The 11,767-nt window shown below is 57.5% G+C and carries 10 protein-coding genes; 8 read left to right on the forward strand and 2 right to left on the reverse strand.

From position 1 onward, the window contains the following. Positions 1 to 43 precede the first annotated feature (43 nt). Positions 44 to 1,942, forward strand: coding sequence for a 1-deoxy-D-xylulose-5-phosphate synthase (gene dxs / locus P4G45_RS03950; protein WP_348268377.1), 1,899 nt, complete (start codon positions 44 to 46; stop codon positions 1,940 to 1,942). A 47-nt stretch (positions 1,943 to 1,989) separates the two neighbouring features. Here the strand turns inward: dxs and P4G45_RS03955 are convergent, their stop codons facing one another. Together P4G45_RS03955 and P4G45_RS03960 are read right to left on the reverse strand one after the other, a co-directional pair. Next, positions 1,990 to 2,538, reverse strand: a complete 549-nt coding sequence (locus tag P4G45_RS03955) for an SRPBCC family protein (RefSeq protein WP_348268378.1) — start codon at positions 2,536 to 2,538, stop codon at positions 1,990 to 1,992. A 96-nt stretch (positions 2,539 to 2,634) separates the two neighbouring features. Continuing rightward, positions 2,635 to 3,192 carry a fasciclin domain-containing protein gene (locus tag P4G45_RS03960; protein ID WP_348268379.1) on the reverse strand — a complete coding sequence of 186 codons (558 nt, stop codon included), beginning with the start codon at positions 3,190 to 3,192 and terminating at the stop codon, positions 2,635 to 2,637. 284 nt (positions 3,193 to 3,476) lie between these two features. Here P4G45_RS03960 and P4G45_RS03965 point away from each other — a divergent pair, with 284 nt between their 5' ends. The 7 genes from P4G45_RS03965 to murF all read left to right on the forward strand — a co-directional run bounded on the left by P4G45_RS03965 (position 3,477) and on the right by murF (position 11,738). Beyond that, positions 3,477 to 3,980, forward strand: coding sequence for a DUF2127 domain-containing protein (locus P4G45_RS03965; protein WP_348268380.1), 504 nt, complete (start codon positions 3,477 to 3,479; stop codon positions 3,978 to 3,980). Between the two features lie 335 nt (positions 3,981 to 4,315). Continuing rightward, positions 4,316 to 4,756 carry a division/cell wall cluster transcriptional repressor MraZ gene (locus P4G45_RS03970; protein WP_348268381.1) on the forward strand — a complete coding sequence of 147 codons (441 nt, stop codon included), beginning with the start codon at positions 4,316 to 4,318 and terminating at the stop codon, positions 4,754 to 4,756. A 46-nt stretch (positions 4,757 to 4,802) separates the two neighbouring features. Further along, entirely contained in the window at positions 4,803 to 5,687 is an 885-nt protein-coding gene (gene rsmH / locus P4G45_RS03975) for a 16S rRNA (cytosine(1402)-N(4))-methyltransferase RsmH (protein WP_373694157.1), read from the forward strand. Between the two features lie 223 nt (positions 5,688 to 5,910). Next, positions 5,911 to 6,435 carry a cell division protein FtsL gene (locus P4G45_RS03980; RefSeq protein WP_348268383.1) on the forward strand — a complete coding sequence of 175 codons (525 nt, stop codon included), beginning with the start codon at positions 5,911 to 5,913 and terminating at the stop codon, positions 6,433 to 6,435. 49 nt (positions 6,436 to 6,484) lie between these two features. Then, entirely contained in the window at positions 6,485 to 8,827 is a 2,343-nt protein-coding gene (locus P4G45_RS03985) for a penicillin-binding protein (RefSeq protein ID WP_348268384.1), read from the forward strand. A 44-nt stretch (positions 8,828 to 8,871) separates the two neighbouring features. Next, positions 8,872 to 10,365: a UDP-N-acetylmuramoyl-L-alanyl-D-glutamate--2,6-diaminopimelate ligase gene (locus tag P4G45_RS03990; RefSeq protein WP_348268385.1), complete on the forward strand. Its 1,494-nt coding sequence runs from the start codon at positions 8,872 to 8,874 to the stop codon at positions 10,363 to 10,365. Then, positions 10,362 to 11,738, forward strand: a complete 1,377-nt coding sequence (murF, locus tag P4G45_RS03995) for a UDP-N-acetylmuramoyl-tripeptide--D-alanyl-D-alanine ligase (protein ID WP_348268386.1) — start codon at positions 10,362 to 10,364, stop codon at positions 11,736 to 11,738. The genes P4G45_RS03990 and murF overlap by 4 nt, the downstream gene beginning before the upstream one ends. The last annotated feature ends 29 nt before the right edge of the window (positions 11,739 to 11,767 follow it).

Consider the following 11,767-nt stretch of genomic DNA (forward strand, 5'->3'; position numbering starts at 1 on the left):
CAGGGCGTCGCGCTCGGTGCGTGGCCTTGCAGAAACGGTTGGGATGAGCAACATTCTTGAGACAATCGAATCCCCGGCGGATGTAAAAAAGCTGACCATCCCGCAACTGACGGAGTTGGCTGAGGAGATTCGGGAGCGCCTAATCGTCGGTGTCTCCAAGACGGGCGGCCATATCGGGCCGAACCTCGGCGTGGTCGAGCTGACGCTGGCAATGCACTATGTCTTCGATACCCCGAAAGATAGCTTTGTCTTCGATGTGAGCCATCAGGCCTACGTTCACAAGCTGCTGACGGGGCGAGAGAAGCTGTTTCACACCATCCGGCAGCCGGGTGGCCTCAACGGCTTTATGCTCCGTACGGAGAGCGAGCACGACAGCTATGGCGCGGGCCATGCCGGAACGGCTTTAAGCGCGGCGCTGGGGATGGCCGTGGCGCGCGACATGTCCGGCGGAAGCGAGCATGTAATTGCGCTGGCCGGGGACGCGGCGTTTACCAACGGGATCTCGTTTGAGGCGTTGAACAATATTGCCGCCCAGACTCGACGAATGATTATTGTGCTGAACGATAATGCCTGGTCGATCGACAAGAATGTGGGGGCCATCGCCGAATACTTCCACAAGATTGTGACTAACCCGACGGTATCGAGCCTGCACAATCGGGCAGCGGATTTGCTTGAAAAGTATGGCGGCAAGACGGCGCGGCACGTTGTTCGCAAGGCCGAGGAAGCCGCGAAGGGATTGATTGGACCGGGTATGTTGTTCGAAGAGTTCGGGCTGAGTTACTTCGGACCGCTCGACGGGCACAATCTGCCGCTTTTGATTGAAACCTTCAAATTTCTGAAGACGCAGAACCGGCCGGTAGTGCTGCATGCAATAACGCAGAAGGGTAGAGGATTTCAGCCAGCGCTGGAGAAACAGAAGAAGTTTCATGGATTGGGACCGTACGACGCCGAGACAGGTGAGACCAAGTCGGCGGGGCAGAAGACTTATTCTGAGATATTTGCCGAGTCGTTGACGAAGCTGGCGGATGGCAACGAAAAGGTAGTCGCGATTACGGCGGCGATGCCCAACGGTACGGCGCTCGATCTTTTCCGACCGCATCATCCGAAGCGGTACTTCGATGTGGGCATCGCAGAAGAGCACGCTGTGATCTTTGCCGCCGGAATGGCGACGAAGGGGTACAAGCCTTTTTGCGCGATCTACTCGACGTTTTTGCAGCGGGCTTTTGACCCGATTGTGCATGATGTCTGCCTGCAGAATTTACCGGTGGTCTTCTGCATGGATCGTGGCGGCCTGAGCGGAGACGATGGGCCGACGCACCATGGGCTATTCGATATCAGCTACCTGCGCAGTGTGCCGAACCTCATCCACATGGTTCCCAAGGACGAGGACGAGCTGGCGGACATGATGTACACGGCGATGCTGCACGATGGGCCGTCGGCGATTCGCTACCCGCGAGGGACGGGCCCGGGCGTAGCTGTCAAAGCGCAGCCGGTGGCGCTCGAGATTGGTAAGGCCGAGGTAATTCGAGATTCGGGTCATGCGGATGTAGCGATCTTGGGCCTGGGCGCGATGCTGCCGGAGGCGATGCGACTGGCTGAGATGCTGGAGCGTGAAGGCTTTGCTGCTGCGGTGATCAATCCGCGATTTGCCAAGCCAGTTGACCGAGAGTGCGTTGCTGAGTTTGGCGGACGCTGCGGCCTGTTAATTACGCTTGAGGACCATGTGCTGGCTGGTGGCTTCGGGTCTGCCGTGCTTGAGACACTGAATGGGCTTGAGGTTCAGATTCCGGTGGTGCGGGTGGGATGGCCGGATGAGTTTATCGAGCACGGCAGGGTTGAGGCTTTGCGGGCGAAGTATGGGCTGACTGCGGAGGCGGCGTTGGAGAAGGCAAGGCCGTATCTGAGCAGGATGATGGAGCAGATTCTGGCGAAGCACTCGTAGTTTTTTGCATAAGGAGCAAAGGGCCGCATATAGCGACCCTTTGCTCTTTATGCAAGAGAGTTGACTGCGAGCAGTTCGCGAGTGCGGCGATGCCTGTAGCCGAAGGTTCGGTGGAGTTGCCGGGCGATAAGTGCATTGGCGAGATTGCCTAATTTGCCGAGGGGGAGCCGGTATTGAACTTCGTCCTGCACCAGCGTGCCTGGGATGGGGTTGCCGGATTCGTCGCTGCGAGTTTCCGGGGTGAGGGTGTGGGTGTGATGCCAGTGCGCGAAAGGGCCGCGGAGTTGGGTGTCAGAAAAGTGATGATTCCATAAGAAGGAATCGATCTCAGCCACCCATCGAAGGCGGATAAATGAAAAGGGTATAGGCCGGAAACTTAAGGTGAGGCGGGTGCCCGCGCCGGCCGCAAGGACAGAGAAGACATTGTTGAGTGAGGAAGGTTTGAGCAGAGGGGGTGGAGAGACGATCGAGGCCTCTTCGATGCGAGCCTGCTGCCACGTCGGCATGAGGCGAGGAAGATTAGCGGGATTGGCAAAAAAGACGAAGACGAGTTCCGTGGGGACAGGGAGCCATTGTTGGGAGTGGAAGGTATGCATTTGCCGCCATGAGTTGTCGCTAATGTAGTGGATGCAAAAAACGAGGTGCCCGGTGAGGCACCTCAAGAGTTGCAGTTGGGCGAACCTGGCTTGTGATTAGCTGGGCATGAGAACTGTGTCGATGACGTGGATGACGCCGTTGGACTGGAAGACGTCTGCTGTCGTGACGGTCGCCATGCCACCCTTGGCGTCGGTGAGCATGATGTGGCCGCCCGACATGGTAGCGGTGAGGTCTTCACCTTGCACGGTCTTCAACATGGCTTTTCCGTGGCCCTTTTTGATCATCTTCATCAGATCTTTGGAGCTGACGCGACCGGGAACGACATGGTAGGTGAGGATCTTGGTGAGTTCCGCTTTGTTCTCTGGTTTGACCAGGTTGTCGACGGTGCCTGCGGGTAGTTTGTCGAAGGCCTCGTTGGTCGGTGCGAAGACGGTGAAGGGACCGGGGCCGCTCAGTGTGTCGACCAGGCCAGCAGCCTTGACAGCGGCGACAAGTGTGGTGTGGACCGGCGAGTTCATGGCGTTCTCGACGATGGTCTTGGTTGGATACATCGCTGCGCCGCCGACCATGGGATCCTTCATCTGGGCGTATGCGCTGAACGAGGTAATAGCCAGGGCTGCTGCAGCTATGGTGGCGAGAATGGTTTTCTTCATGGGTGTTGTCCTTTGTCGTTTCGATTTCTTGAGCTCGTCCCTGCAGGGCACTCATTAGCATCTACGCGGGCTTGTAGGAAGTGGATTGCACCCGTATCCATCGGATGCGCGGGAAAATGAGATGCGGAGGGGCTGATTGAAGGGACAGCAATCTCATTGTGTGTTTGTTGATACAGCGAAAGAGAAGTGAAAGGGAGGGCTACGTTGACAATTGCGGCGTGCCACCGTCAACTTGAAATTAGATGGCAACGCAGAGCGAGTCCCAGCGCGGGCAGCGAACGGTAGTGCAGACGCAGGGACAACCGCGTCGCGGAGGACGCAAGCACCATGATCGCGGACTACTGCTGATTGGGTTGTTCAAGCTGGGCAAGTCGATCCTGTTCTTCTGCATCGGGATGGGCGCAATTCATATGCTGCATAAGGATCTTGGCGACGTCGTGATGCGGGTGGCCATGGCACTGAAGTTCGATCCCGAGAGCCGCTTCGTTGCGCTCGTGCTGAATAAAGTTGATCTCATTGACGTACATAAACTTAAGATGATCAGCCTGGGTACGTTTGCCTATTCGATGGTGGCGCTGACGGAAGGCGTGGGGTTGGTGCTAGAGAAAGTTTGGGCCGAATATCTGACCTTGATCCTGACAATCTCGTTTTTGCCTTGGGAACTGTATGAACTGGTGCGACGGCCAAGCTGGTTTCGCTTGAGTCTTCTGCTCATCAATCTGGCGGTGCTGGCATATCTGGTGTGGCTGCTGCGTCGAAAGAGGCTGGCGGTTCCAACCGAGGTTTAAGCGAATCTCTGGACTCTCTTTCGCTTTTAATTCGCCTAGCAGATGGATTTTGGGTCTGCAAGTAGTGTCCTTGGTATGAACCAGCCAAGTTAACACTATATGTAGGGGTTTTATTTCTAAAATATACAATTTGCCGAGTTTTCCACATTTCATTGTGGGAAATGCACTATTTTGCGCAATTTAGTGCTTTACAGCAGATGGTCACTGGGTAAGGATGGTGGAGCGGAGTGGTAGAAAGTGGACCAAAAGGGATGAACCTGAGCGCGATCTGAGGGATTTTACTCCGCTGGACTGATTCAAGAAGAGATTGAGCTGGGCCGGGTACCGAGGTTGATATGTTTCGCGGAAATCACCCAACACGCGTGGACGAGAAAGGCCGGCTAAAGCTGCCGGCTGAGTTCAAGCGCCGTGTGGATGAGCTGTATGGGCCGCAGTTCTATATCACCAGCAAAGACGGGAAGCGGGCTGAGATCTATCCGCTGAAGGAGTGGGAAAAGATCGAGGAGAAGCTGGCCGCGATCCCTTCCATGAACCCGGCGAAGAAGAAGTTTCTGGACGTGACGAACTATTACGGCCAGATGGCGGAGATCGACGCACAAGGCCGATTGCTTATTCCGCAGTTGCTGCGGGAGACGGCGAAAGTGACGGGCGATGTGGTTGTTTTCGGCGTGCAGACGTTCCTTGAAGTTGTAAACCACGATTCGTTCAAGGCTGAGCTTGAGGCGACGCCGATGACGGAAGCGGATCAAGTGGCTTTGTCAGAGTTTGGATTGTAGGCAGCAGATGGATGAGACTCCCCAGGGAGAGCGCGTGGTGCGAAAGATGCAGCATGTGCCGGTTCTTTTAGATGAAGCTTTGAAGTATTTGAATGTGCAGCCGGGCGGCGTTTATGTAGACGCAACGCTGGGGCTGGCTGGGCACTCTTCAGCAATTGCGAAGAGGCTGGGCGCGAAGGGCAGGTTGATCTGTTTTGACCGCGACCCGGAGGCGATGGAAGCAGCCAAGGCGAGGCTCGAGGAAGTGAGGGCCGAGATTGGCAGCGAGATGCCAGAGTTGGTGTTTGAGCCGAGGGCGTTTTCGGAGGCTTCGAGCCTGATTGAGCCGGGAAGTCTGGACGGTCTGCTTGCTGATTTTGGCGTGAGCAGCCTGCAACTGGACGAGGCGCACAGAGGATTCAGTTTTCGGTCCGAGGGTCCACTGGACATGCGTATGGATACGCGCAGTGGAGAGACGGCCGAGCAAGTGGTAAATCAGGAGGACGAAAACGAGCTCGCCGACCTGATTTACGAATTCGGAGAGGAAAGGAGGTCGCGGAGAATCGCCAGAGCCATTGTGAGGGCCCGGCCGATTACAACGACGGCGGAGTTAGCCAGAGTGATATCGGCCGCGGCCCCATCAATGAAAGGCGACAAGATTCACCCCGCTACACGGACCTTTCAGGCGCTCCGGATTCGAGTGAATGATGAGCTGGGAGAGATCAGGACGCTGCTCAAAAGCGCGCCGTCTCTGCTGAAGCCGGGAGGAAGGCTGGTGTTGATCAGCTTCCACTCGCTGGAGGACAGGTTAGTAAAGGACGCGTTCCGTGAGGCTGGCCGGGACAAGATTTTTGAGGTTTTGACGAAGAAGCCGGTTGTAGCCGGCGAGCAGGAAGAGATGAGAAACCCGCGGTCGAGAAGCGCAAAGCTGCGGGCAGCTAGGAAGATTTAGTAACAGGATTAGTTGCTTATTTGGGAGAACGATGCCAGATATGTAACGGCAAGTGATCGGGTCGGGGTTGTCCCACCTTCTTTCAGGCGAAAGACAACTTGTAACAAAAAGTCCCTTCCTTCAAATAGCAATCCCGGCCCGGTTCGTACGTTTTGAAGAGATGGTAAAGAATTCAGCCCCGGACATGAAGAAGCCGGGCAGGTAAGAGCAAAAGAGGTGCGCGATGGCAGCGACGGCGATAGCAGGACAACAGATTGAGATGATGGGCACGCGGCGGCAGTCGCAGAGCCGTGCAGCGACGCTGGCAGAGCGGAACCGTGAGCTGTATGAGGCCCAGCGCAGGGCGCGGCGTGGTCCTACGCCCGAGGTCTTTTTTACGAAGCACCTTGACAACAGCCGGCTTGTGAAAGCGGACGATCCCGAGCGGAAGCGCGAGATGCGCAGCTTCGCCGCAGTGATGAGCGTCTTGTTTGTGCTGGTGATGGTATATGTGTGGCAACACTTCTCGGCGATCGAGATGGGCTACAACATCGAAGCGCAGAAGGTGCAGGTAGAGCATCTGAGCGAGCAGAATCGGCAGCTTCGGCTGTCAGAGGCTGAATTGACTGATCCTCAGCGGATTGACCGGATCGCGAAGCAGCTTGGACTTGACGCTCCCCAGCCTGGTCAGGTGGTGCGGCAGGACGGAAGCGATTTGAATGCTCCGGTGCTGGCGCAGGCCCATGCTCCCAAGTTCGTTGGGCAGTAGGATAAGAGCAGGGAAACAGTAGCGACACGAAATTGGAGTTGATCGAAGTATGAAGCAGGCGCCACGGCAGACGTTGACGGCTCCGATACGGAGAATCCGTTTCGTCTACGTGACGCTTTTTTTCTGCCTCTGGGTGGGATTGATTGTATTGCGGCTTGGCTGGGTGCAGGTGGTGCGGCACTCCGAATTTGTGCATCGCGCGGCGCAACAGCAGCAGCGGACCTTTGAAGTGGCTCCGCGACGCGGAATGCTGTACGACCGCAACCTGCGCGAGCTGGCGATGACGGTGCTGGTCGACAGCGTCTATGCAGTCCCGTCGGAGCTGGGGGACAACAAGGAAAATGCAGCGCAAATGCTGTCGGAGATTGTGCATTCCGATCCGGCGGACAGCTACACCTCCGAGAATCGGATACTGGCCAGACTCAATGCGTCGAGAAATTTTGCGTGGATTGCGCGAAAGCTTGATCCGGAGACGGCAAAACGTGTACGTGAACTGAATCTGAAGGGCGTTTATTTTCAAAAAGAATTCAAGCGGTTCTATCCGAACAACGATCTGGCGGCACAGGTGTTGGGCTATGTAGGCACGGACGATGAAGGACTGGGCGGGCTGGAACTTGAGTTTGACGACGACATGCATGGCACGCCGGGGCATATGCTGACGGCGCTCGATGCGAAGCGGCACGTACTGGGGAGCGAAGAGAGTCAGCCATTGCCGGGCGAGAACCTGGTGTTGACGGTCGATGCGAATATTCAGTACATCGCCGAGAAGGCGCTGGATGCGCAGATGGAGAAGATGAAGGCGCTCCACGGAACGGTGGTGGTGCAGGACCCACACACCGGGCAGATTCTTGCACTGGCTATCTCTCCACGGTTCAATCCAAATGATTCCCGGCACATGCAGCCTGGCTCCTTGACCGACTTGGCGGTGAGCGATGTGTATGAACCTGGTTCGACTTTTAAGCTAGTGACCTATTCGGCGGCGCTTGACGCGGGCGGGGTCGAGCCGACCGATATTGTCGATTGTCAGGGCGGTGCGATGACGCTGTTTGGCCGCACCATGCATGATGATAAGTCCGATCATTTTGGCCGTGTGACAGTGCAATACGCGCTGGAGCATTCGAGCGACGTAGGCGCTGTGAAGATGGTGCAGAAGATTGGGAACGAAAAGTTCTACCACTACATGAAGGCCTTTGGCTTTGGTGAGCGGACCGGTATTGAATTGCCTTCCGAAACGCGTGGGCTTTTGCGTCCTCCGCAAAAGTGGGGAGCCACCAGCTTCATGTCCATGGCGATTGGGCAGGAGGTTGCCGTTACGCCGATCCAACTCGTCACGATGGTCAGTACCATTGCAAATGGCGGGATGTATCTGCCGCCCCATATTCTGTTGAATTCGACTGATGAAATGAAGGGCGATCCGCGGCTAAAGGCGGTTGCATTTCATCCGGAGAACGAGTTGCCTGATCCTCTGCCGGATGGAGCGCATCGTGTGATCTCCGAGCTAACGTCGGCGAAGATGCGAAAGATGATGCAGGGAATCGTAGAAGAAGGAACAGGTAAGATTGCTGCGTTGAATGGGTACAGTGCGGCTGGAAAAACAGGCACGGCGCAGAAGATCGATCCCGAAACGCACACCTACTCGCACACCAAGTTGGTTGCCAGCTTCGCAGGATTTGCTCCGGTAAGCAATCCGGCCATCTCCGTAACGGTAGTGATCGACACCCCGACAGTCGGTACACGATACGGAAGCGAGACCAGCGGTCCGGTATTTGCCGAAGTAGCCCAGCAGGTGCTCGAGTATCTCGGCGTACCCCACGACCAGCCGCTGAAGGCGAAGAAGGGGGTACCGGTGCTGACAGCGAAGGATTTGGTCGACGATGCTCCGGCGGATAGCACGGCTGATCTAACTGCAATGTTTGATGATGCGAATAACCTGCCTGCGGACGACCCGTTGCGGAATCCGACCGCTACCGCTGCGGCCCAAACGGTTGCGGCGGACAAGGCCGCCGCTGCGGAGACAAAGGCTACTGAAAAAGGGAAGTCGCCGGGAATTGTAGACCTGCTGCCTGCGAAGATACTGTCTGCGTTCAAGGCCAGTGGGGGGACGAGTTCGTCTATGCCGGATGCCGCAGCGGGAGAAACTACGCGGCTGTCGCCCGTGAATAACACACCCATGGCTCAGACAGGCAGCGGAAACAATGTTCTGGTGGACGCCAGTAAGCGTGTGGCGGTGCCTTCGTTTACAGGAGTGGGCCTGCGTGCTGCCTTGGAGCAAGCAGACGCCGTCGGATTGCGAGTAAAGCCCATGGGAAGTGGCCTGGCAAGGGAGCAGGTGCCAATTGCAGGGACGATGGTGCCGAGCGGGACGGAGATTGTGGTTCGTTTTACGCGGTAAAGAATAGAGAACAGGCTTATGCTGTTGGCGGCTTAGAATTGTTTATGCGGTGGACGGATCTTCTTGCGAACCTTGGGGTGGTGGAAAGTGCGACAGCGCCGGTGGAGATTACCAGCGTCGAGTATGACTCGCGAAGGATAAAGGCCGGCGATGTATTTGTCGCGATGCGCGGCGGGGCCACGGATGGGAACCTATACCTAGAGGCAGCCATAGAGCAGGGCGCGGCCGCGGTAGTGACAGATTCGCGCGCGGCTTATGAGGTATTGCGGCGAGAACATACGTCGGTTGGTGCGGCTCTGGTCGAGCATGGGCGGCGGTCGTTGGCTGATGTAAGCGCGGCTGTGATGGGGCACCCTGAACGGCGGCTGGCCTTGAGCGCGGTTACGGGGACAAATGGGAAGACGACCACGGCGTTTCTGTTGGAAGCCATGCTGCGGAGCGTTCGACGGACCTGCGTCTTGATTGGGACGATTGAGATGCATGTAGGGGATGAAGTGCGAGTGTCTCCGCATACAACGCCGGAGAGCCGGGATGTGTTGGCGATCTTTGCCGATGGGGTGAAGGTTGGCGCGACAGAGGCAGTGATGGAGATGTCGAGCCATGCGTTGGAACAGGAGCGGGTCTGGGGCCTTCCGGTCGACGTTGCCATCTTTACCAACCTGACGCAGGACCATCTGGACTATCACGGAACGATGGAGGCTTATTTTGCGGCGAAAGCTCGGTTGTTTGCGGGCGTAGGCACTCCGCCGCCGCGGGTCGCAGTGTTGAATGCGGATGATCCGTATAGTGAACGGTTGATCGTCGACGCAGAGCACTCGCAGATGTTGTTGTATGGGATGGAGGGCAAAGGGGAATTTCGTGCCGAGTCTGTGCAGATGCTTGCGGGAGAGACGCGATTTCGTATGGTGACTCCTGCTGGCGCGGTGGAGGTGCGGTCTCCACTGAGCGGTCGGGTCAATGTTTACAACCTGTTGGCAGCAAGCACGGCGGCCTGGGCTCGCGGATTGACGCTGGACGAGATTCTTGTCGCGGCGGCCGCAGGTGCACAGGTACCAGGACGATTCGAGGTAGTACCTGGGGGCGATACGGGGATCACGGTGGTGGTGGACTACGCGCATACGGAGGATGCTTTACGGAACTTAATTGCGCTGGGACGTGAGTTGGTGAAGGAACATGGTGGGCGGGTAATTACGCTGTTCGGTTGTGGCGGCGACCGGGACAGGACGAAGCGGTCTCGGATGGGACAGGCTGCAGGCGAAGGAAGCGATCTGGTCGTGCTGACCAGCGACAATCCACGTACGGAAGAGCCTATGGCGATTATTGAAGAGGCTCTGGCCGGGGTGACTGCGACGGGTACAACCTGCATCGTAGAAGAAGACCGTGCGGGAGCGATTGAAATTGCGATCCGCTCGGCGAGCGCTGGAGATATTGTGCTGCTGGCAGGCAAGGGCCATGAGAAGGTGCAGATTCTGCGGGACGGGACGGTGCCGTTCGATGATGTGGCCGTGGCTGCCGCGGTTTTGAAGGAGATTGAATGAAATTGACACTGGGTCAGGTTGCGGATTGGATTCACGCTGACGGGGAATTCGATACATCGCTGGAGGCGTTGGGGTATTCAATTGATTCTCGAACCGTTGGGGCTGGCGAGCTGTTCTTTGCCGTCAAAGGAGAGCGGCTGGATGGGCACGATTATGTCGCAGGCGCGCTTGCCGCAGGGGCGCTTGCCGCAGTGGTCAGCAATCGTTGGGTGGTGCCTGCAGAAGTAGATGAGACAAAGTTGCTGCGCGTCTCCGACTGCGAAGACTGCGTGTTGCTGGCGTTGCAGAAGCTGGCCCATGCGGTGCGGCGGCAGTGGGGCGGCCGAGTGATCGGAGTGACCGGATCTGCGGGGAAGACGACGACGAAGGATGCCGTGGCGCTCGTTTTGGCGGCGCGGTTCAAGGTGCTGAAGTCGCAGGGAAATTTGAACAACGGGTTCGGTCTGCCGTTGCAGTTGTTGAAGCTGGAGCGGGACCATGAGGTCGCGATCATCGAAATGGGCATGAACCACGCCGGTGAGATTGCCGCTCTCGCGAAGATTGCGGAGCCGGATTGGGCTGTCGTCTCGAATGTGGGGCCGGTACATCTGGAGTTCTTTCCGGACGGCATGGCCGGGATTGCGCGGGCAAAGTATGAGCTGATCGAGGGGCTTCCAGCGGATGGTGTTGCCGTACTAAATTTTGATGATAATTACGTGGCATCCTTTGGACGAGGATTGGGCGAACGTGCAGTCTTCTATGGGGTAAATGAGGGCGCTGAGGTTCGTGCCGTGCATGTGGCCGAGGTTGGAGCTGAGGGGGTGGTGTTTACCGTAGAAGCGTTTGGCGAGCGGGCCAGCGTGCAGTTGCGAATGCTGGGGCGGCATAATGTTCCAAATGCGCTGGCGGCGATAGCGACAGGGCTGCAAAGCGGCATATCGCTTGGCGAATGTGCCGCGGCTGTGGGAGAACTGCGGGCAAGTGATAAACGCGGCGAAGTGGTGCAGTGGCGAGGTGCGACGCTCATTAACGATTGTTACAACTCCAATCCGCGGGCGCTGGACGCAATGGTGGATGCGTTGATGGCCATGCCGGGCGAGCGGCATATTGTGGTGGCGGGAGAGATGCTGGAGCTTGGGCCGGAGGGCGAGGCGCTCCACGCCGCCTGCGGGCAGAGGATGGCGGAGCGTGGCGTGACGAAGGTAGTCGGAGTTCGCGGCGCTGCGGAGGCGTTGGTGAAGGCTGCCCGCGAGGGCGGAGCGGACGCCACATTTGTAGCGGACTCTGAGACGGCGGGTAAGTGGCTGCAGGCGAACGTGCGGGCTGGCGACGCGGTATTGCTGAAGGCGTCGCGGGGTGTGATGCTGGAACGGGCTTTAGCAGGCCTGACCTAGCCTTTCCGGCGACGGGGATGAATCCGCTT

This window comes from Edaphobacter paludis, assembly GCF_039993895.1.
Classification (GTDB): Bacteria; Acidobacteriota; Terriglobia; order Terriglobales; family Acidobacteriaceae; genus Edaphobacter; species Edaphobacter paludis.

Bases quoted from the DNA above. Each gene is read 5' to 3' on its own strand.
- dxs (WP_348268377.1), top strand. From the start codon at position 44: ATGAGCAACATTCTTGAGACAATCGAATCCCCGGCGGATGTAAAAAAG.
- P4G45_RS03955 (WP_348268378.1), bottom strand. From the start codon at position 2,538: ATGCATACCTTCCACTCCCAACAATGGCTCCCTGTCCCCACGGAACTC.
- P4G45_RS03960 (WP_348268379.1), bottom strand. From the start codon at position 3,192: ATGAAGAAAACCATTCTCGCCACCATAGCTGCAGCAGCCCTGGCTATT.
- P4G45_RS03970 (WP_348268381.1), top strand. From the start codon at position 4,316: ATGTTTCGCGGAAATCACCCAACACGCGTGGACGAGAAAGGCCGGCTA.
- rsmH (WP_373694157.1), top strand. From the start codon at position 4,803: ATGCAGCATGTGCCGGTTCTTTTAGATGAAGCTTTGAAGTATTTGAAT.
- P4G45_RS03980 (WP_348268383.1), top strand. From the start codon at position 5,911: ATGGCAGCGACGGCGATAGCAGGACAACAGATTGAGATGATGGGCACG.
- P4G45_RS03985 (WP_348268384.1), top strand. From the start codon at position 6,485: ATGAAGCAGGCGCCACGGCAGACGTTGACGGCTCCGATACGGAGAATC.
- P4G45_RS03990 (WP_348268385.1), top strand. From the start codon at position 8,872: ATGCGGTGGACGGATCTTCTTGCGAACCTTGGGGTGGTGGAAAGTGCG.
- murF (WP_348268386.1), top strand. From the start codon at position 10,362: ATGAAATTGACACTGGGTCAGGTTGCGGATTGGATTCACGCTGACGGG.